Genomic DNA, 20,992 nt, shown 5'->3' on the forward strand with positions numbered 1-20,992 from the left:
GCCGTACCGCCGTGAGCTGGGCCGATCGCCGTGGTGTGGTGATTGGCGAATAGGCGGAGTCGACGCGCGTCCGTGCGCATCGAGGTTTTCATGCGAACGATCATCGTGACCCTGTTGGCGCTCCTCTTCAGCGTGGCTGGTTGCAGCTTCACGCTCTCGTCGAACGGCGGCTGGGCGGACGGCCCCGGGTCGCGCATGGCCGGCCGCGGTCACGGCTGGGCCTCGACCGGCGATCCGGGCTGGCATGGCCGCGGCAAGCCGGCCCGCCGCGTCGAAGCGAGCGATCAGCCCGGGGCCAAGCAGCCGGCGATCGCGTGGGCTGGCGAGGCGCCGAAGAAGGCGAAGAAGCCGGCGATCACGTGGGCCGGGGAGGTGCCAAAGAAGGCGAAGAAGCCGGCGATCACGTGGGCCGGAGAGGCGCCGAAGAAGGCGAAGAAGCCGGCGATCACGTGGGCCGGGGAGGTGCCGAAGAAGGCGAAGAAGCCGGCGATCACGTGGGCCGGCAAGGCGCCGAGCAAGCGGCCGGTCCCGCGGGCCGACAAGCCGAAGCCGCCGGCGATCCAGTGGGCCGGGACCGTCCCGCCGGTCCCGCAGTGAGTCCCGAGGCGGGGGCTTCGGTTCGGTAAATGACATGAACGAATGGCCATGTCCGCGAGGACATGGCCGTTCGTGCATCCGCCTGACGAGAGACCTCGGTCCGGGGTTGGTCCGTCTTCAAGAGCTGGCCCGAGGGACAGGCGAATTCTCGCGCTCCCGCAGCGTCAACCCGCCAGCGGCTGCGGGTCCCACGCCGCCAGGGCCCGGTAGAACTGCGCCGGATCCATCCGCGGCGGCAGCCCAGCGACCTGGCCGTCGCCGAGCTCGATCGCCGTCCAGCCGCCGGCAGCGCGCTCGGCGAGGTCGAGGCTGAAGAAGCGACACGGCACGCGCCGTGCGAGTTCGGTGAATTCGGGCGGCGCGATCGAGTCGGCGATCTCCCACGCGGGTGACTCGATCAGGGGGCGCCCGTCGGCGATGAAGCGCCGCCACTCGCGAGGCAACGGCATGTCGCTCCTCGGGTCGTTCCCGAGCGGCACCAGGGGTTCGTAGGCGCGGAAGACCAGCCCGCCGACGAGGTCTTCCCCCTGGCGCGCGAGGAAGTTGCCGACGACGCGGCGGACCTCCGCGTCGTCGTCGGCGGCGCGGATGAAGCACGCGTCGTTCCACTCGTGCTTGCGCGACTTGACGTAGTCCTTGACGATCAGCGCGCGCGCGCCGAAGGGCGCCAGCGCGGCTGCGATCCGCGAGTCCTCGAGGCCCGCCGCGAGCGGCAGCACCACGGTCGCCGGGGTGTCGTCGCCGAGGTGCGGCAGCGCGGCCGGGAGCAGGTGCGCGCTGCGGTGAGCCGCCGGATCGTTGACGAGCTGCAGACCTCGCGCGAGCAGGCCGGCGTGCAGCGCGTCGTACGCCGCGAGCGGCATCATCCAGCCGCGGTAGATCGCGACCTCGATCCGCTCGCTCGCCGGGACCCGTCGCAAGGCCGCGCCGACGTCGCCACCGACCAGCGCCTCGAAGTCGCAGCACGACCACGCGAGCCCCGCTGCGTCGGCGGCCGCGACCTCGGGCGCGAACGCGCGGTCGGGGCTGCGAGGCAACAGCGGGTCCGTGCAGAACAGTACGCGCATGCGGGCATGATAGCGGGCGCCCGCGCGCGTCGCCGCGTCCGTGGTGCCGGCGCGTGCGCGACATCGGCCGGCGGCGGCCGGACGACCCTCTGTTACGATGCCGCCGTTCGGGGGGTGGAAGGGCTTTGAACGCCAACTTGGTCTCGGCGCTGACGGGCAACGCGGCGCTGTTCACATTCACCGCCGGCGCGGGCGATCTCGAGGTCATCCGCTTCGCCGGCGTCGAGGCGGTGTCCTCGCTGTTCGAGCTGCGCATCGAGCTGGCGGGCGGCGAGCTCGATCTCGAGGCGCTGGTCGACAAGCCGGCGCTGCTGACGATCGGCGGCCTCGAGGCGCCGCGCCACATCCACGGCCTGGTGTGCGGCGCCGAGTACAACGGCGAGCTGCGGCAGCACCACATCTACGAGGTCACGCTGGTGCCGCGGGCGTGGCGGCTGACGCGGCGCCAGGACAGCCGGATCTTCCAGCGCAAGACGACGAAGACGATCGTCGGCGAGGTGCTCGAGAAGGCCGGCATCCCGCGCGACTGGTTCCGCTTCGATCTGTTCGGCTCGTACAACCCGCGCGACTACTGCGTGCAGTACCGCGAGACGGACTGGGAATTCGTCAGCCGGCTGCTCGAGGAAGACGGCATCTATTATTACTTCGAGCACACCGCCGAGAAGCACGTGCTGGTGATGAGCGACAAGCCGGCCGCGCCGGCGATCGCCGGCTCACCGGAGGTGTGGTGGGCCCCGCCGCACGGGTTCGTGCGCGGGCAGGAGCACATCACGCGCTTTCGCATGGCCGAGGGCGTGCGCACCGGCAAGTCGTCGCTGCGCGACTTCAACCTGCACAAGCCCGACCAGCCGATGGAGGCCCACGAGACGGCGCAGCAGGCGGCCGACCTCGAGGTGTACGACTTCCCCGGCGACTACCAGGAGCCCGGCGGCCGCGCGTCCGACCAGGGCGCCGGCCTGGCGAAGATCCGGCTCGAGGCGATGCAGCACGATCGCCGGCGCGGCATCGGCGAGAGCGACTGCCCGCGGCTCGTGCCCGGCTACTCGTTCTCGCAGTCCGGCCACCAGCGCGGCGACCTCGACGGCGAGTACAAGCTGCTGCGCGTCGAGCACAAGGGCGAGCAGTCGCAGGTGCTCGAGCAGGACGCCAGCACCGAGTTCTTCTACAACAACAGCTTCGTGTGCATCGAGGCCAGGACGCCGTACCGACCGCCGCGCGTGACGCCGCGGCCGACAGTGCGAGGCGTGCAGACGGCGACGGTGGTCGGCCCGCCCAACGAGGAGATCTACGTCGACGAGCACGCCCGGGTGAAGGTGCAGTTCCACTGGGACCGCACCGACGGCTTCAGCGAGGACTCGTCGTGCTGGGTCCGCGTCAGCCAGCTGTGGGCCGGCAATTCGTGGGGGGCGATGTTCATCCCGCGGATCGGCCACGAGGTGCTGGTCGACTTCATCGAGGGCGACCCGGACCGGCCGGTGATCATCGGCCGGATCTATCACGGCCTCAACCTGCCGCCGTACCCGCTGCCGGAGCAGAAGACCAAGAGCACCATCAAGTCGGACACCTATCAGGGGGCCGGCTACAACGAGCTGCGCTTCGAGGACCAGAAGGGGATCGAGCAGATCTTCATGCACGCGCAGCGCAACCTCGACATCCGCGTGCTCAACGACCGGATGGAGAGCGTGCTCCACAACCGCCACCTGACCGTCGGCAGCAACGACGGCGGGTCGAAGATCGGCGACTACCACGAGAACATCTGGCGCGACCACCACTGGCGCATCGATCGCAACCGCAACGAGCACGTCGGCGGCGACCTGCGGATCCGCGTCGGCGGCATCGACGGGGTCGGCCACGTCGACACCGTGATCGAGGGCAACCGCCGCGAGCTGGTGATGCAGAGCCAGAGCCTCGAGATCAAGGCCGACCTCAAGATCAAGATCGGCGGCGGTCACCACGAGCAGGTGCTGGGCGACGTGCAACGCAAGGTCACCGGCACGCTGTCGGTCGAGGCGCTGCAGGAGGTCCACTACAAGTCGTCGAAGGTGGTGATCGAGGCGTCGCAGGGGCTGACCATCCGCGGCCCCGGCGGCTTCATCACCATCCACGCCGGCGGCATCGACATCGTCGGCACGCTGGTCAAGATCAACAGCGGCGGGCGGGCGCTCACCGGCACGCCGGCGGGCCCGCTCGACCCCGACGAGGCCAAGCCGATCGAGCCGACCAAACCCGAGCCGGCCGACAGCGGCGGCATCTGACCCGAGGGACATGTCATGCCGCCCGCAGCCCGCATCACTGACATGCATGTGTGCCCGGTGCCGACCCACGTCGGCGGCCCGGTGGTCGTCGGCGAGACCTCGGTGCTGATCGGCATGATGCCGGCCGCGCGCGAGGGCGACAAGCTGGTGTGCGCGACCGGCCCCGACAGCGTCGCCCGCGGCGAGCCGAGCGTCCTCATCGGCAACAAGCCGGCCGCGCGCCTCGGCGACCCGACCACCCACGGCGGTACGATCGTCGTCGGCTGCCCGACGGTGATCATCGGTTCGCTGGCGCAGGTCGAGGCGCTGCGCACCGACAAGCCGTTCTGCGAGGAGTGCGAGAAGGCCCGCAACCGCGTGCTGATCCTCGACCACCGCTACCACGACGACGAGCCGGTGCAGGAGGCCGAGTACGAGGTCGAGCTGCACGACGGCACGATCCTCAAGGGCAAGCTCGACGCCGAGGGGCGGGCCCGCATCGAGGGCGTGCCGGCCGAGCGCGCCCAGGTCACCTACGGGCCCGACGTGCGCAGCTGGGAGCGCAAGGACCAGACGCCGAACCCGAGCTTCGCGGAGTCGTTCGCCGACGGCGACGCCGACGCGCTCATCGACGCCGTCATGGGCGAGGAGCCGCAGACATGAGCGGCGGCAGTTACATGAGCGCCATCACCGACGTCGGTGATTGGATCTGGGGCCTCGTCCGCGGCGGCTTCAACGAGCAGCAGTCGATCAGCCAGATCATCGTCGACGCGATCATCGGTATGATCCCCGTCGTCGGCGACGTCACGGCGGTGCGCGACCTGCTGGCGGTGGTCATCCGCCTCGCCGATCACCCGGAGCGGCGCCAGGAGACCATGCAGTGGGTCGAGCTGACGATCTGCCTGTTCGCGCTTATCCCGGTGGCGGGCGGCGCGATCAAGGGCGTCGGTCGCCTGCTCGCGCGGGTCGGTCGCAACGCCGCCGAGGCGGCGCCGGTGCTGCGCGAGGCGGTCGAGCTGCTCAACCGCCTCGGCTCCGGCAACGCGGTCCGCTTCATGCGGGAGCTCGATCTGTCGCGCTACACCGCCGATCTGCAGCGTCACTTCCGCACGATGGTCGGGCGCGTCACCACCACGATCGACGCCATCATGCGCCGCGGTGGCCGCATCCTGCCCAGCAGCATGACCGAGCGGCTGCGCGAGCTGCGGGCGGCGATGCAGCAGCTGCTGGCGCTCGGCGACCGCATGATCCCGCAGGCGGTGCGCGACCTGAACGGGTGGCTGCGCACGGTCCAGCGCCACCTGTACGCCGGGACGCCGCACCAGATCCCGTCGAGCCTGCGCGCCGAGACGCGGGAGTTCGAGCGCGGCCTCATCCGCCAGCGCCGGCTGCCGCGGCAGGCCGAGCTGCCGTTCCCGCCGTCGACGCTCGCCAACTACCGCCACCGCGTGCCGTGGCCCGACCTGCGCACGGGCGGATTCCACAACCCGGCGTGGAACCCGTACCGCAACATCCGCACCTTCAGCGGCAACCTGCAGGCGGTGGCGCTGCGGCACCCGCGGAAGATCTACCGCATCATCGAGAACGAGGGCGGCCGCTCCGGCGCGTTCTGGTCGCTCGAGCGGCCGGCCAGCGGCCGCCGCTGGCGCGAGGACTACGCGGTGCTCGAGTCGTGGAACCGCGACGGCTACTACATCGAGTTCGAGATCCCGCCGGGCCAGACGCTCTACGTGTGGCAGGGCAGGGTGGCCAGCCAGGTCGAGACCGACGCGGCCAAGGCGACCTACGGGCAGGTGCTCAACGGCGGCGCGCAGCAGCTGCTGATCGACCTGCGTCACCCGAGCAACGCGTGGGCGACGAGCCGCGTCGAGCGGCTCCCGCTGCACCGCACCGGCTGGCGCGATCACATGGGCGTCAACGTGCCGAACGAGCAGACCCGTGCCATCCTGCTCGGGCAGACCGAGCGCGCCCAGCGGGTCGGCACCTACACCGCGGTCACGCGCGTCACCGGTGCGGGGGTCCGCGGTCAGCAGAGCCAGCAGCGGCAGCAGCAGCAGAGGCGACAGTGACGGAGCTCCAGACGACCGTTCGGCCGGTCACGCCAGCCGACTTCCCGCTCGACGATGCGACCCGCGCGCAGATCTTCTATCGCCTGCGCCGCTACGCGTCGCTGACCTACGTCAAGCGCTGCACGCTGCTGCTGCAGAAGTTCATCGCCGGGTTCGACGCGTGGGCCCGCAAGTCGGGGCCCGATCACACGCAGTTCGCCCGCAAGGCGCTGCAGTCGCTGTACCCGCCGCTGGCGGCGCTCGAGCAGGTGCCGGGCCTCCTGCTGAGCAATCAAAAGACGCGGGCCTACGACGCGCTGAGCCAGGCCGGCTTCCTCACCGAGCTGCTCGGCCAGGGCTTCGACGGCGGCATGCGCTGGGAGCCGTTCGGCTACAACTACGGCGAGCGGCCGAGCGTCGGTCTGTTCGCGTGGGCCGAGAAGGCGCTCGAGATGGCGGCGCAGATGCAGCGCACCGCCGAGGCCGGGTGGTCGCTGTCGCTGATGGCCCTGCAGCGCCCGGCGCCGCCGCACGCCCACCTCGAGCCGATGCCGCGGGCCGACGGCATCGTCATCGATCCGGACGAGGACGTGCCCGTCACCGGCGTGTGGGTGCCGCTCGACGTGCCGTACGGCTGCCCCAACTTCCTGGTCGAGGGCGTGCCGGCGCCGCTGCTGTCCGTCGAGACCCAGCGCGTCGACGCCGAGGGCTACCCCGGCGACCCCGAGAACCCGCCGATCGCCGCGCGCACCGACTACGTGTACGAGGAGCTGCCGACCCGCTGGCAGCTGGCGTGGGACGACATCCGCTACCGCGCCGGCGTCGAGATCGACGAGCCCGAGTTCCTCGACGACGAGACCGAACTGCCGGTGTGGCCGCCGGCCCACCCGCCGTCGCCATGACCACGAGCGCCGGCATCACCCGCCCGCGCCTCGTCGTCGAGGTGCTGTGGGGGCCCGAGCAGGGCAAGAAGGCGGTGATCGCCGCCGGCGGCGCGATCACGGTCGGGCGCGACGGCGCGGCCGGTCTGTGCCTGGCCCACGACGAGGCGCTGGCGCCGGTCCACTTCCAGCTGGCGTGGGACGGCCAGGTCGCGGCGCTGCAGTCGCTGGTGAACGAAGAGACATGTCTCGACGGACAGCCGGTGCGCGAGGGCAGCAGCGGCCACGGCGGCTGGGTGCGCGCGGGCCGGTCGGACCTGGCGCTGGCGATCGAGCGCCACACGCCGCTCGAGACGCCGCCGACGCCGGAGATGCTGGCCGCGGCGGCGCCGGCGGCCCTGGCCCTCAAGGCCGAGCCGGGCCGGCTGTTCGCGGTCGTCGACGCCTCGCGCGACGAGCGGGTGCGGGTGCTCCTGCGCGAGTCGCCGGCCCGCTACCGCTCGCTGTACGACGGCTGGCAGGGCGACGCGCTGGCCGAGAGCGCGCCGTACCTGGTCGAGCTCGGGCCGCCGCACCCGCAGCTCGTCGACGACCTGGTGATCGAGGGCTGGCACACCGACGACGCGCGGCGCGACGGCGACGGCGGCTGGGCGATCTTCCTCTCGGTGCCCGACGCGCGCGAGTTCGAGGCGGTGCGCCGCCACCTGCGCAAGTTCCTCATGGTCGACCTGCACCGCGAGAAGGTCTACTTCCGCTTCTACGACCCCCGCGTGCTGCAGGCGTTCGTGCCGACCTGCAACGCGGGCGAGCGGCTCGAGTTCCTCGCCGACATGGCGTGGCACGTCACCTGTCCGCAAGGACTGCTGACGTTCCGCGCCTGAGCGGCCGCGGCGCTGGCGGGCCGCGGGGCAGCCGCCTGAACGGGACCGAGTGACGCGCCGCGCACCCGCCAGGTCCCGCGCCCTGACGGCCGCACCGCCGCGTCCTCGTCGACGCAGGTCGCTCGACCGGCTGCCCGGGGCTGCGCCTCCGCGGCCCGGCGCTACGCTTGCCGCGGTGTGACCGATCTGCGGCCGACAGCCGAGCCCGTGCGCTCCTCCGCCCGCGCGCCCCGCGGCCCGACGGTGGACGTGTCTCATGGGACAGGTGAGTTGCGCGGCCCCGGGGCGCTGAGAGAGCTGTCCGAAGAGACAGCCGACGGCGAACCTCCCGAACCGCCAGCATCCGGCCTCACGGAGGCCCGGCCGTGAAGCTGAGAGCGCGCATCGCCGCGGCGCTGATCGTCGTCGCTGTCCCGGTGCTGGTCGGCGTGAGCGCCGTGTCGGAGCCGCTGCCCGGAGGCGTGGGCGCGCTGAGCCTCGGCTTCGGGCTCGGCGTCGCCGCGGCGCTCGGGATCGCCGGGCCGCTCGTGGGCCGGGTCCGCCGACTGGCCGCGGCCGCCCGCGACGCGGCCGACAGCGGCCATCGCCAGGAGATCGAGGTCCGCGGCGACGACGAGCTGGCCGAGCTGGCCCACACCCTCAACGCGGCCGGCCGGGCGGTGCGCGACCACGTCGCGCTCGGCGAGCGGCGCAACGCGGCCCTGCGCGACATCGTCGTCGACGCCACCCATGACGTGATGCTGCCGCTGACGGCCCTGCACGGCCACCTGGGCGAGCTCGGTCCGGGCGCGGCGCTGGCCGAGGTGAACCACATCGCCGGGCTGCTGCGCAACCTGGCCGCGGCGGCGGCGCTGGCGACCGAGGTGGCGCCGGCGCGCTCGACGTTCGACCTCAACGCGGTGCTCTTGCGGGTGGTGGTGCGCGCGACGGTGCCGGCGCGGCGGGCGGGGATCGAGGTGGTGTCGGCGGTGCCGGAGGTGACGGTGTGGATCGACGGCGACGCGCTGCTGGTCGAGCAGGCGCTGGTCAACCTGATCGACAACGCGATCGCCTACAACTTCCGCGGCGGCCACGTGGCGGTGGTGCTGGTCCGCCGCGGGCCCGAAGGGTTCGCGCTGCGGATCGAGGACGACGGCCCGGGCGTGAAGCCGTGCGAGCTGCCGCGCCTGACCGAACGCTACTTCCGCGGCGCCCACGGCGAGCAAGCCAGGCCGGGCGGGCGCGGGCTCGGGCTCCACATCACCGCCCGCGTGGCCGAGGCCCACGGCTTCTCGCTCGAGCTGGCCCGCGGGCCCTACGGCGGGCTATGCGTCGAGCTGCGCGGCCGCCGACGCGCGAGCCGGTGAGCGAGGCAGGATCGGCCGGACCGCGTGCGCTGCGGAGGCTCAGCGAGCCAGTGAGCGACGCGCGCCGAGGTATGCTCTTTAGAGCATGTCCTTACGGAAATGCTCTCGAAGACATGTTCGAGGGGGCATGTCCGCCAGGACATGCTCCGAGGATCGCTCAGCGAGCCGTGCCCCGGCCGCGGCGCTCCATCGGCGATCAGGGCTGCGGCGCGGGCGGGGGGCCGGCGAGCGCGTTGCGGAACTCGGGGGTCTGCGCCAGCTTGATCGAGCCGTCGAGGGTGGCGTCGCCGAACGCCTGCAGGAAGTTGTTGTTCTCCTGGCTGCGGCCCCAGCGGCTGCTCCGGCCAGCGACCGGGCCCTGCCACACCGTCGTGCTGCTGCGGTCGATCAGCCAGCCCTGGGCCATCAGCGACGCCTGGTAGGTGTTGCCCTCGACGATCCAGAACTGGTCGAGCTGCAGCTGCAGGGTGTGCGTCGCGGCCTGCGGGTCGGCGGTGACCGGGAAGCCGAGCGCCGCCAGCTCCTTGGCGAACACGTTGCGCACGTACTCGGTCGGGACCTGGCCGCCGGCGGCGTTGTAGACCGGCAGGTCGGGGTTGGCGTCCTCGCTGACGCCGAGCAGGTGCGGGTCCTGGACCTGCCGCTTGTCGACGATCTGGGCGATGAAGATGACGGTGCCCGGCGGGACCGGGACCAGGCCCGCGACCTTGGACGGGTCGGCCTTGTCGCTCGGCGAATAGACCAGCGGGAACGAGATGATGTCGGGCGACGAGGCGCAGGCGCCTGCGGTCAGCGCGGCCGTCAGGAGGCCGCAGGCGAGGAGCGAGGAGCGAGCGCGGTGCTGCATGGCGGGGTCACAGTAGCACCGCGTGGCGGGCCCGGCGACGCGGCCCGCCGGTGCAGCGAAACGGCCCGAGGTGACGCCGATCACCGCCGCTCGCGGCGGATGCGCAGACGAACGCAAGTGCAGTTGACGGCGTTCAAACGGGCTTTTCGGGCTCGACGCCGGACGCCTGCGCGCTGCAGACAAGCCGCGCGCGCAGGGGTATCGTCGCGGTGGTGCTCGCCAACCTCGACGCGATCGACTGGAAGTCCCTGCGGCACGCCTACGGGGAGGCGAGCGATGTCCCCAAGCTGATCCGCGCGCTCGTCAGCGATCACCCCGGCAAGCGAGAGGGCGCACTCGACGCGCTGTTCTCGACGATCTGGCACCAGGGCAGCGTGTACTCGGCGAGCCCCGCCGCGGTGCCGTTCCTGCTCGAGCTGCTCGAGGCCGAGGGGCAGGAGGATCTGCCCGCGATCCTCGAGCTGTTGGCCCACCTCGCCACCGGCACGCCCGACGAGGACGCCGAGCCCGCGGCCAATCCGGCCGTCGCCGCGCGCGAGGCCGTGTCGCGCGGGATGCCGGTGTACGCGCGCCAGCTCGTCCACTCCGAGCCGGCGGTGCGCGTCGCCGCGGCCTACTTGCTGGGGCTGTTCGCGGTCGAGGAGGCCCGGGCGCCGCTCGCCGCCGCCATCGAGGACGACGCCGAGCCGGCGGTGCGCGCCGTCGCAGCCTTCGCGCTCGGCTGCGTCGCCGACCCGACCCGCGCCGACGAGCTGCGCGCGCGCCTAGTCGACATCAGCGAGCATCCGGCGGTGCGCCTCTACGCCGGCCTCGGTCTGGCGCGCGGCGGCGCCCCGATCGAGGGCCCGCAGTTCGCCGCGCTCGCCGAGCTCGTCGACGACGTCGACCTGTTCGGCCAGCTCGACGAGCTGCACGACAACGCCGCCCGCATGAGCTATGGCCCGGTCGCCGACGGGCTGCTGCGCCTGCCCGCGGCCGATCGTCTGCGCCTGGCGCCGGCCCTCGGGCGCGCCCTCGAGGCGGTCCGCGGCCGCGACGCGCTCGGCCTGGCGACCGCGCTGCTGGGGCTCGCGTTCGCCGACGCGGCCGTGCCCGCGGGCGCGAGCGCGGCGGCTCTCGGCGACGTCCAGCGCGAGGCCCTCGTCAGCCTCGTGCGCGCCCCGGCGGCCTGGCGCTACGCCAACATCGCCACCGCGCTCGGCGACATCGGCCTGCCGGCGGCGCTGACCGAGCGCGCTACCCTGGCGGCGTGGCTCGGCGTCGACGCGGCCGATCTCGCCGAGGACGACGACGACGACGACGACGACGAGGCGGGCGAGGGCGACGACGAGGAGGACGCCGGCGTCGATGTCGAGGCGCCCGAGCCCGACTTCGACGAGCTCGACCGGATCGGTCGGTTCGTCGCCTGTCTCGACGGCCAGGACTGGCGCGAGGCCCGGCAGTGGTTCGCCTTCTATCAGCAGATGCGGGGGGTCGCCCGCGTCGAGCCGCCGGCGATCGGCCGCTACGAGGGCGCCCACGCCAACCTCGAGGCCGGCTACTGGCTCTACGACCGCGAGCTCTCGCGTTCGCTCGGCACCTGCGTGCCGCTCGAGCACATCCGCCTGGCCGTCGGTCGCAAGGACACCGACGACCAGGTGGCCCTGCGGATCCGCGTCGACGACGACTGCCTCGACGCGGTCCTCGCCGCGATCGTCCGCCACCAGGACCGCGTCACGCCGACCGACTTCACCGCCCTGGCGATCGACCTCATCGGCGCCGCCCCCGAAGTGCTGCTCGAGACCGGCAGGGCCCAGCGTGCCCGCCTCGGTCGCGCGGCCGGCAGCGCCTGAGCGATCGCCGACCCGGCGGCGCATGGATTTCGCGCTGCTGCGAGCTCACGACTTTCTCGTCACGTGGGCCCCGGGGCCCGCGAGCGCGGATGTCTCGAAGGACATCCTGCCGCCGGCGAACAATCACCGGACCCCATCGATCAATAATAGGAGGGGTGCTGCGATTGCAGATGAAGGGCCGTACATGCAACGATCGCCAGCGACCCGAGCGCCGCCATTGGCGTCTTTAAGCGGCTTCATGCTCGGCGGTTTGTGCGCGCCGGAGCCCGGGGAAACGGACCGGACCTGCGACCCCGGGGCGGCGAGCGGGCCCGTCGAGGCCGGCTGTCTCGAAGGACATCCCTACGAAGTTTTCCTGAGTCGGGGTCGTGGGTATGGGTCGGCGGGCTCGACGACCTTGCACCTGCGCAACCGACCCGGGCGGGGGGAGTGTGCACCGCACGGCGCACTTTCGCTGGCGAGCCGCCGCGCATAGCATCCCCGCTCATGCGTAGGATTGCCCTGTACCTCCCCCTGTCGGCCGCGATCGCGAGCCTCACCGCGTGCGGCGACGATGCGGTCGTCGACACCACCGCCTCGACCACCGACACCTCGACCACCGACGACTCGACCAGCACGAGCCCGGGCACGACGACCGCGCCGACCACCGGCGTGCCGACGACGACCGACCCGACGACCACGTCGACGACGACGACCACAGACACCACCGATACCACCGACACGACGACCGACTCGACGTCGACGACCGACACGACGACGACGACGACCGACACCACCGACACCGACACCACCGATTCGAGCACCACCGACGCCTCCGGTTGCGGCGACGGCGTGATCGTCGATCCCGAGGTGTGTGACGGCGCCGCGCTGGCCGATCAGGACTGTATCAGCCAGGGCTTCGACAGCGGCACGCTGGCGTGCGCGGACGACTGCAGCAAGTTCGACATCAGCGGCTGCGTGCTGGCCTCGTGCGGCAACGGCGTCCTCGAGGGCGCCGAGGCGTGCGACGGCGACGACCTCGCCGGCGAGGACTGCATCTCGCAGGGCTTCGAGGGCGGCGAGCTGACGTGCATGGACAACACGTGCGTGTTCGAGACGTCGGCCTGCTTCTCCTGCGGCGACGGCAGCATCAACGGCTCCGAGGTGTGCGACGGCGACGAGCTCGGCGGCGCTGACTGCGTCAGCGAGGGCTTCGAAGAGGGCACCGTGACCTGCGCGGCCGACTGCGGCTCGATCGTCACCACCGAGTGCAGCACCTGCGGCGACAACGTCCTCGCCGGCGCCGAGCTGTGTGACGGCGCCCTCCTCGGCGGCCAGACCTGCAAGACCCAGGGCGCCGACTTCGGCACCCTCAAGTGCTCGGCCGACTGCGGCTTCGACCTCTCGGCGTGCATCACCGCCGTCGAGGAGACGGAGCCCAACGACGACGGCATGGTCGCCACTATCACCAACGACTTCAGCGCCGCCAACGCCAACGGCCCGTTCAGCGTCGACACCCTGATCAAGGCCAAGATCGACCCGGTCGGCGACGACGACATCTTCGCCGTCCAGAACCCCGGCAACACCCCCGCGATCCTGCGCCTCGAGACCTTCAGCATGGAGGGTCCGGGCAACTGCGTCACCATCGACACGGTGGTCGAGCTCCGCACCGCCGCCAACACCCTGCTCGTCAGCAACGACGAGGACGGCATCGAGCACTGCTCGCTGATCTCGGGCTACATCATGCAGCCGAACGAGACCCTGTACGTGCGCGTGATCGACTTCGGCGACAACACCGCCATCACCGCCGGCTACCTGCTCGACATCCAGATCGATCCGGTGGTCTGCGGCGACGGCTGGGCCGGCCCCGGCGAGCAGTGCGACGACGGCAACCTCGCCAACGGCGACGGTTGCAGCAGCGCGTGCGCCCTCGAGGACGCGACCGCGGAGATCGAGCCCAACAACACCAACGCCCTGGCCGACGCGAACGGCATCGTCTCCACCGGCAACGGGCTGTTCACCGGCTCGGTCATGCCGGTCGGCGACCTCGACCGCTTCCGCTTCGACCTGGCGGCGCCGCAGTTCCTCCGCTTCGAGAGCTTCAGCGGCTTGAACAACTGCATCGGCGCGACCCACACGCTGCGGCTCTACAACGGCGCCAACACCCAGATCATCGCCGACACCGCCGCCTCGGGCATCGCGGGCTGCGCGGCCCTGGTGTTCCCGCTGCCGGCCGGCACCAGCTACCTCCACTTCGAGGAGACCGGCAACAACGCGGTCGTCGGCAGCTACGTGCTCGAGGCCAGGACCCTGACCGACGCCGGGACGGAGACCGAGCCGAACGAGACCAGCGCGGCCGCCAACCTCAACATCCAGAACGGCTCCGACGTGCTGGTGTACGGCGACCACTCGGTCGCCACCGACTCCGACTACTACCGCATCGACGTGCCGGCCGGCGCCTCGCTGCGCCTCGAGATCATCGAGGGCAACCGTGCCGTCGAGACCTGCGAGAGCAACGGCATCGACTCGCGCATCACCCTGTATAACGCGCAGGGCGTCGAGCTCGCCAACGACGACGACAGCGGCCGCGGCTTCTGCTCGGCGATCGACGGCACCGGCACCAGCCCGCTGCACGCCGGCGCGCACAACCTGGCCGCCGGGACCTACTACGCCCAGGTGCGCGCGTCGACGCTCGCCAACGGCGCCAACGCCCAGTTCATCTACCGGCTCGCCGCCACCGTGCGCAAGCCGTAAGCCCGCCGGCCCCGGCGCGCCCGGGGCCCGCGTGACCGTTCCACGAGCGGCCGTGTCCTCCGGGGCCCGGCCGCTTTCGCATGCCCGGACGGACATGCTCATGACGACATGTCTCGATAGACATGGCTCCTCGGGCATGTCCCAACGGACATGCCCATGAGGACAGCGCATTCGCGCTGTGGACCCGCGACGCGTCGCCGGTCCTCGCCGGTGCCGGCCTAGGGGATCTTGCGCAGCCGGACGTCGCCGGCGGGCCCGGAGATGTCGGTGAAGATGCCGGACAGGCTGGTCGGGCTCTCGACCTTGCCGGCGTAGAGCGCCAGGTAGCCGGTCTTTTCGTTGACCTGGCGCAGGGAGAACAAAGTCCCCCGCGTCGACGAGATCAGGGTCCCGTGGAACTGGCTCGGGTCGTCGCCCGGGAACACCAGGCGGCCGACGAAGTGCTCGGGGTCGAGCTGGATGATGATCAGCTCGGACGGCACGGTGGTGGGCGCGAGCTGCCCGTTGAGGGTGCGATCGAAGCTGAATTCCCAACGTCCGCTGAGGTCCATAGGGGCTCCCGAGGCCCGACCGTAGGCCCCCGCCCGGCGGCCGTCAACAACCTCGCGCGCGCGTGTTCGCCAGCGCGCGCGGGGGCGGCGCGTGGGCCTAGTTGTCCTCGTCGGGCTGGACGCTCTCGCGGTAGCTGACGAGCGGCTTGTCGTCGTCGAGCAGGGTGCCGATGAAGTCGCCGAGGTCGACGCCCTCCTCCTCGATCTCGGTGTCGAGGTACGAGATGATCGACACGCAGTGGCTGTCGTTGAGGCCGCGCCAGTAGGGCAGGTAGTACGCCATGTTCGGGTGCGGGTCGTACAGCGCGGTCATGAGGTCGGTGTCCTCGGCCCAGTACTCGTGGATCTTCTCCTTCGTCATGTTCGGGTAGAAGCGCTCGTACGAGTAGCGCGAGTAGTTGAAGTCGCGCTGGAAGAACACGGTGCTGAGGCGATCCTCCGGGTAGAGCGAGGCGAGGTGGGTGTTGAGCACGCCGAAGTCGTCCTCGATCTCGAAGCCCGGCGGCAGCGCGCTGAACACCGAGTCGACGTCCCACGACGAGCGGATCTTGTCGTGCAGCGGCCCGGACCAGCCGCCGCTGGGGAAGATCGGGCCCGAGTCGTTCATCAGGTAGCCGCGCTGGGCGTCGATCTTCGAGCGGAAGAAGTGATAGTTGATGAGCGAGCCGGCCCCGCCCGCGCTGCAGCCGGCGACGAACAGCCGGTCGGTGCCCGGGAACTGGTTGGCCATCCAGTCGGTCGCCGCCATCACGTTGTTGTGGCCGTTGTGGTGGAACTCGAGGTCCGGCGAGACGCCGTCGGGGTCCTGGTAGGTGATCACGTTGTTGCCCGTGTGCACGTCGCCGGTGCAGTACGGGATGAACACCATGTTCCAGTCCTTGGTGAGGCCCTCGACGTCGCGGCGCATCAGCGGCGACAGGTTCTTCGTCAGCGGGTCGTAGAGGAGGTTGTCAGGGATGCCGTCGGGGTGCGCGGCGCCGAGGTCGGCCTTGCCGGAGCAGGTGTCGAAGTCCCAACAGGCGCCGCCCGGCTCGAGCATGACGATGAGGTCCTTGGCGCCCTCGTGCCAGTTGACGAAGATCTTGTACTGGCTGTTGTTGCCGCACACCGCGCCCTCGAGCGGGACCGTGATCCACTGGTCGTACGCGGGCGGCTCGATCGGGCCGGTGGTCGAGGTGCCCGTCGTCGTGTCGTCGGAGGTGGTGGTCGGCGCGTCGGTGGTGCCGCCGGTGGTGGTCCCGCTGGTCGGCTCGGCGGTCGTCCCGGTGGGGCCCGTCGAGCTGTCCGTGTCGGGGATCACCGCAGTGCCGCTGACGGTGCCGCCGTCGTCGCCGCAGCCCGTGAACACCGCCAAAACACCCGCAAGCGCGAGCCTGTGTCGCAAAAATCCGTACTCGATGTGCATGCCACCGCTCCTCAGGACTCCCACGGTAGCAAAACTCACCTGCGGACCACGAGAGCATCGAAACGCCGTATCTCGTGCGTTTCCATGGCGAGTAGAAACCCCTCGCGCGGTACCGCCCGATCACACCCACAGGGCCGCACCGCTTGGTCAGGCCTCGTTCGTAGTGCCATGGTAGGCCAATGAGGCCTCCAGCGTACATCTCAGCCGCCTTCGTCGCCCTCTCGTTCGCCACTCCGGCCGCCGCCGACGAGCCGGCCGATGTCCTCGGCTTCCCGGTCGAGCCGACCGAGATCTACGGCGGCGAGGACACGGTGTCGTGCGGCTGGCCGACGACGGTGTCGATGCTGGGGCAGTGCACCGGAACGCTGGTTCACCCGGAAGTGGTCATCTTCGCGGCCCACTGCGGGTCGGGCTACAACGCGGTCATCCTCGGCGAGTCGATCAACGGCCCGAAGCGCCAGGTGCCGACTGAATTCTGCCAAACCTTCCCGAACGGCGGACCGGGGAACGGCCAGGATTTCGCGTTTTGCAAGCTGTCGCAGCCGCAGCTCGACATCCCGATCGTTCCGATCCTGATGGGTTGCGAGACCGACATCTTGAAGCCCGGTCAGCCGGTCACGATCGTCGGCTTCGGCAACGCCGACACCGGCCCGTACGGGGTCAAGCGCGAGGTGGTCACGACGATCAACAACATCACCGGCAACGGCGAGGTCGACATCGGCGGCGGCGGCAAGGACAGCTGCCAGGGCGACTCGGGCGGGCCGGTGTTCGTGCAGTTGGCCGACGGCTCGTGGCGCGTGTTCGGCATCACCTCGTACGGCGGGCAGTGCGGGACCGGCGGGATGTACTCGCAGATGCACCGCGGCATCGACTGGTTCGAGCAGCAGAGCGGCATCGACCTGACGCCGTGCCACAACGTCGACGGCACGTGGAACCCGACGCCCGCGTGCAAGGGCTTCCCGCTCGACCCTGGGACCGGCGCCGGCGACTGGGGCGGCGGCTGCGGCGGCGGTCCGCTCGGCGGCCAGAGCGTGACCTGCGGCTCGGCGGCCTGCGACGAGGCGGCCGACAAGGAGCCCCCGACGGTCAGCGTGCTGACACCGACCGACGAGACGGTGCTGACGGCCCCCGACATGACCTCCAACGTGTCGGCGTCGATCAGCGTCGGCGCGACCGACAACGCCGGCGGCTGCGGGGTCAAGGAGGTCCGCCTCCTCATCAACGACAAGGACGTCGGCGGGATCGACCTCGCCGAGCCGTACGAGTTCGCCAACGTGTCGTTCCCGACCGGCTGCTGGGAGGTCGGGGCCCAGGCGATCGACTGGGTCGGCAACGCGGCCTCGGCCGAGCCGGTGACGCTGTGCGTCAACCAGGATCCGCCGCCGCCGCCGCCGCCGCCGCCACCCGACACGACCGACGGCGACGACTCGGAGAGCGACGGGGACGGCGTCTCGGGCGAGACGGCCACCGGCGGGCCCACGACCGGCGGCTCCGACCCGTCCGGCACCGGCGGCGGCCCGATCACGACGGTCGGCCCCGCGACCGCGGGCGATACGGCCGGGAGCGGCGAGGGCGACGGCTGCGCGTGCGCGGCCGACAGCTCGGGCCCGAAGGGCGGGGCGCTGCTGCTGCTCGGGCTGGCGCTGCTCGGCCGCCGACGCCGGCGCTGAGCTGCCCGCCGGCACAGGTCACGGCGCGGGGCTCCGCGCCGTGATGCGTTTAATAAGGGTGAACGATCGGGCATGCTCTCGAGAACATGTCGTAGTGGACAAGGTCTCGAGGACATGACCTATCGGACATGTCCATTTCGTACATGTCGTTCCGGACATGTCTTTGGGGACATGGAAGATCAGAACTGGCCGGTGAGCGTCAGGCCGATGAAGCGGGGCGTCACGCCGGGGTGGAGCCGCAGCTCGCCGAGGCGCGACAGGCGGGAGCCGCGGGAGTACGAGACGCCGTAGGCGAGCAGGCCGGCGCCGGCGATCGCGAGCGACTGGCCGGCGGCGGTGAGGACCAGCCAGGTGCTCCAGCGGTCGCGCACGCAGTCCATGGTGAGCGTGCCGTTCTGCCGGCAGGTCTCGGCCCCGAACGCGTCGCGCCACAGAGCCACGCGCGAGCCGACGTACATGGCGAGGCCGAGAGCCAGCAGGCCCGCGCCGCCGCCCATGTAGGCCGGACCGATCCGCTGCCGACGATCGTGTCGGGCCCGGTTCCACGCGGCGAAGCGGCCGCGCACGGTCCCACCGCCGGCCGCCAGCCCGAGAGCGGCGAAGTTGAAGACCGGGGCGACGGCGGAGAAGCCGAGGTAGCGCAGCGACTCGTCGATGCAGTTGGTCACGGTGATGTTCAGCTCGGGGAAGACGTGCTGCTCGCCGCAGCCGCGGCGGAGGATGGCGATCCGCCACACGTGCGCGGTGAGCCCGAGGCCGCCCGCGACGCCGGCGCTGACCAGGAGGCCCAGCCCCGAGAGCGGCAGCGCCGGCGGGAGCTCGCGCGCGGGCGCAGGCGCGGGGGAGCGGACGAGCGTGAGCGACACGAGCAGCGCGAGCGCGGGCGACATCGCGGCAAGGTGGGCGCGATCGCGGCCCCGGGCCAGCGCACGCGCGGGGCGGGTCGGGCGGAGTCGTCGTCGCTGTGCGCGGCGTCGCAGCGGGCCGGAGCGGAGCGCGGCGGATCGTTCGCCTGCCCTGCGCGGCGCCGGCGAGTCGATCGACGGCGCCTCGACGCGTGCTGCGAGCGCGGCCGTGGCTGTTCGACGACCGGGGCGTTCATCGCCGTGTCGACCACCCGATCGCGCTGCCAGCCGGGCATCGGCCTGCGCGTGATCGCGGGGCGCGAGCACAGCCGGCGTTTGCAGGAGGAGCACGAGCCTCGAGGACAGGCCGCTCGCGGCGCGGCTGCGACGGAACAGGGAAGCCTCCGCTCCGCAGGTCCGAGGCAGGCGCGGCGATGGTTCGAGCGGCTGGCCGCGGATCGAAGCGATCCTGTCGCGCGGCCGAGCTCAGCCTTGAGCCGAGTGACGATGACTTCGGACGCCGCCGGCGCGCCGCTGTGAGTCAGCCCGACACACGCAGCGACGACACCGGCGACGGCCAAACTCGCCCCGCTCGCGGCAGTGCGCGCGGGAGCGGCGGGCGCGGCTCCGGAGGTCCGGAGCCGCCGCCCGCCGCGAACAGGCGGTCGTGCGAGACAGAGACCGCGACAGCGCTCGACGAGCGGCCGTGGACGCTCCTGCTTCGCGGATGGACATCATGCACGACACCGACAGGGACTCGTCCCCAAGTCTGGGCGGAGCCCCCGGTCCGGCAATCCGGCGGCGATGACCTGGGCCACGAACGGGTCGCGGACGGCGCCGCGGCGTCGGTTCCGCCGCGCCGCCGCATCGCCAGGTCGCGAACGGCGCTCGGACAGGTGTCGCCCGCGCAAGTGCCACGGGCGAGCTGTGCCGCTGATTACGGCCGATCGTTCAGAACGCGCCGCTGAGCCCGATGTAGGTCGGACCGAGGCGCGCACGCAGACGGGTCTTGCCGCGATCGCGGGTGCGCAGGAGCAGCATCGTGCCGGCGGTGCCGAGCAGGGCGCCGGCGGCCAGCAGCCCCGCGCCGCCCCAGTCGGTGTCGAACACGAAGCGGCAGCGGCCCGAGAGGTCGACATCGGCGCCGTCGCAGCGTCCGCCGTACTCCTCGCCGTCGAGCGCCAGCAGGCCGACGCCGGCCAGCACCAGCGGGATGCCGGAGAACAGCAGGCCCCAGCCGGCCCCGCGCAGCTTGAGCGTCTCGGGCGTGCGCCGCAGATCGATCTGCAGGCTCTCGCGCAGGCCGGCCACCGCGACCAGCTCGCGCTCCTCCGGGACGTACCCTTCGGACATGACCCGAACGACATGCTTGCCCTCGAGCACGTTGCGCTCGACCGGGGCGACGCCGACCAGCTGATCGTCGATGAACACCAGCGCGCCGGGCGGGGTGGTCGCGATCTCGAACGCCGGCGGCGGCTTGGCCAGGGTCTCGAGCTTGGCGAGCAGGCGGGCGGCCTGGTCGGCGGTCAGCGCCCGCAGCTCGGCCAGGCCGCACAGCTCGCAGCCGCGCTCGCTCTCGGCGGCGCGGCCGAGGTCGCGGGTGGCGATCAGCTCGAGCCGCAGGGTGTAGTCGCGGTCGCTGACGGTGACCTGGGCCCGCAGCACGAAGGCGGCGCCGAGCTGGTCGCGCAGCCGCCCCAGGCAGGCGTCGTCGTCGCACGGCCCGCCGGCCACGCGCGCCACCGCCTCGGCCTCGAGCAGCTGCAGCCGCCCGCGCCCGAGCCCGCCGCGGAGGTCCTGCTCGAGCTGCGAGGCGAGCAGCGGATCGTCGGCGCCGGTGATGGCGATCGGGGCGATGGCCAGCTTCGGTGCGTCGGCCTCGGCCGCCGCCGGGGCGGGCGCCGGGGCCGGGGCCGGGGCGGGCGGCTGGGCGGCCGCGGGCGCGGCGCTCAGCGACATGGCCAAAAGGACATGCACGGCGGGACATGCCCTGCGGAGCATGTCCAAAAAGGACATGTCCCGGACGACATGTTGTTCAGGACATGTCCGAGCGGC

15 protein-coding genes and 1 pseudogene are annotated in these 20,992 nt (G+C 71.8%); 10 read left to right on the plus strand and 6 right to left on the minus strand.

Annotation, left to right across the window (positions count from 1 at the left end; all coding sequences use genetic code 11):
- Nucleotides 1-90: 90 nt before the first annotated feature.
- On the plus strand, nt 91-597 hold the full coding sequence (locus tag POL25_RS37365) for a hypothetical protein (RefSeq protein ID WP_272091160.1): 507 nt from the start codon (nt 91-93) through the stop codon (nt 595-597).
- Between the two features lie 164 nt (nt 598-761).
- Here POL25_RS37365 and POL25_RS37370 read toward each other — a convergent pair whose 3' ends face one another.
- Nucleotides 762-1,664, minus strand: a complete 903-nt coding sequence (locus tag POL25_RS37370) for an ATP-grasp domain-containing protein (protein WP_272091161.1) — start codon at nt 1,662-1,664, stop codon at nt 762-764.
- A 125-nt stretch (nt 1,665-1,789) separates the two neighbouring features.
- Here POL25_RS37370 and POL25_RS37375 point away from each other — a divergent pair, with 125 nt between their 5' ends.
- From POL25_RS37375 to POL25_RS37400, 6 genes and pseudogenes are all read left to right on the plus strand, one after another.
- A complete protein-coding gene (locus POL25_RS37375) occupies nt 1,790-3,919 on the plus strand; it encodes a type VI secretion system Vgr family protein (protein WP_272091162.1) in 2,130 nt (709 codons plus the stop codon).
- 15 nt (nt 3,920-3,934) lie between these two features.
- Nucleotides 3,935-4,204 (plus strand): annotated as a pseudogene (locus POL25_RS45100) (PAAR domain-containing contractile injection system baseplate protein); the annotation flags it as partial.
- A 353-nt stretch (nt 4,205-4,557) separates the two neighbouring features.
- On the plus strand, nt 4,558-5,967 hold the full coding sequence (locus tag POL25_RS37385) for a hypothetical protein (protein ID WP_272091164.1): 1,410 nt from the start codon (nt 4,558-4,560) through the stop codon (nt 5,965-5,967).
- The gene (locus POL25_RS44715) at nt 5,964-6,848 is read left to right on the plus strand and encodes an Imm72 family immunity protein (protein WP_272091165.1); all 885 of its coding nucleotides are present in this window, start codon (nt 5,964-5,966) and stop codon (nt 6,846-6,848) included. The genes POL25_RS37385 and POL25_RS44715 overlap by 4 nt, the downstream gene beginning before the upstream one ends.
- Nucleotides 6,845-7,708 (plus strand): DUF4123 domain-containing protein, encoded by an 864-nt coding sequence (locus tag POL25_RS37395; RefSeq protein ID WP_272091166.1) that lies wholly within the window; start codon nt 6,845-6,847, stop codon nt 7,706-7,708. The genes POL25_RS44715 and POL25_RS37395 overlap by 4 nt, the downstream gene beginning before the upstream one ends.
- A 365-nt stretch (nt 7,709-8,073) precedes the next feature.
- Entirely contained in the window at nt 8,074-9,054 is a 981-nt protein-coding gene (locus POL25_RS37400; protein ID WP_272091167.1) for a sensor histidine kinase, read from the plus strand.
- 196 nt (nt 9,055-9,250) lie between these two features.
- On the opposite strand, the gene POL25_RS37405 is transcribed toward POL25_RS37400, so the two are convergent.
- Nucleotides 9,251-9,901: a hypothetical protein gene (locus POL25_RS37405; protein WP_272091168.1), complete on the minus strand. Its 651-nt coding sequence runs from the start codon at nt 9,899-9,901 to the stop codon at nt 9,251-9,253.
- Nucleotides 9,902-10,113: 212 nt separating this feature from the next.
- On the opposite strand from POL25_RS37405, the gene POL25_RS37410 reads away from it, so the two are divergent.
- Both POL25_RS37410 and POL25_RS37415 read left to right on the plus strand, forming a co-directional pair.
- Nucleotides 10,114-11,733 (plus strand): HEAT repeat domain-containing protein, encoded by a 1,620-nt coding sequence (locus tag POL25_RS37410; protein WP_272091169.1) that lies wholly within the window; start codon nt 10,114-10,116, stop codon nt 11,731-11,733.
- 486 nt (nt 11,734-12,219) lie between these two features.
- Nucleotides 12,220-14,466, plus strand: coding sequence for a DUF4215 domain-containing protein (locus tag POL25_RS37415; protein WP_272091170.1), 2,247 nt, complete (start codon nt 12,220-12,222; stop codon nt 14,464-14,466).
- A gap of 218 nt (nt 14,467-14,684) precedes the next feature.
- Here POL25_RS37415 and POL25_RS37420 read toward each other — a convergent pair whose 3' ends face one another.
- Entirely contained in the window at nt 14,685-15,017 is a 333-nt protein-coding gene (locus POL25_RS37420; protein WP_272091171.1) for a hypothetical protein, read from the minus strand.
- Nucleotides 15,018-15,114: 97 nt separating this feature from the next.
- Nucleotides 15,115-16,422, minus strand: a complete 1,308-nt coding sequence (locus POL25_RS37425; RefSeq protein ID WP_272091172.1) for a pectin acetylesterase-family hydrolase — start codon at nt 16,420-16,422, stop codon at nt 15,115-15,117.
- A 179-nt stretch (nt 16,423-16,601) separates the two neighbouring features.
- Between POL25_RS37425 and POL25_RS37430 the strand changes: the two genes are divergently transcribed.
- Nucleotides 16,602-18,092 carry a S1 family peptidase gene (locus POL25_RS37430; RefSeq protein ID WP_272091173.1) on the plus strand — a complete coding sequence of 497 codons (1,491 nt, stop codon included), beginning with the start codon at nt 16,602-16,604 and terminating at the stop codon, nt 18,090-18,092.
- 179 nt (nt 18,093-18,271) lie between these two features.
- Here the strand turns inward: POL25_RS37430 and POL25_RS37435 are convergent, their stop codons facing one another.
- Nucleotides 18,272-18,982, minus strand: coding sequence for a hypothetical protein (locus POL25_RS37435; protein ID WP_272091174.1), 711 nt, complete (start codon nt 18,980-18,982; stop codon nt 18,272-18,274).
- 906 nt (nt 18,983-19,888) lie between these two features.
- Nucleotides 19,889-20,896 (minus strand): PEGA domain-containing protein, encoded by a 1,008-nt coding sequence (locus tag POL25_RS37440; protein ID WP_272091175.1) that lies wholly within the window; start codon nt 20,894-20,896, stop codon nt 19,889-19,891.
- Between the last annotated feature and the right edge of the window lie 96 nt (nt 20,897-20,992).

Source organism: Nannocystis bainbridge, from assembly GCF_028368995.1.
Taxonomy (GTDB): Bacteria; Myxococcota_A; Polyangia; order Nannocystales; family Nannocystaceae; genus Nannocystis; species Nannocystis bainbridge.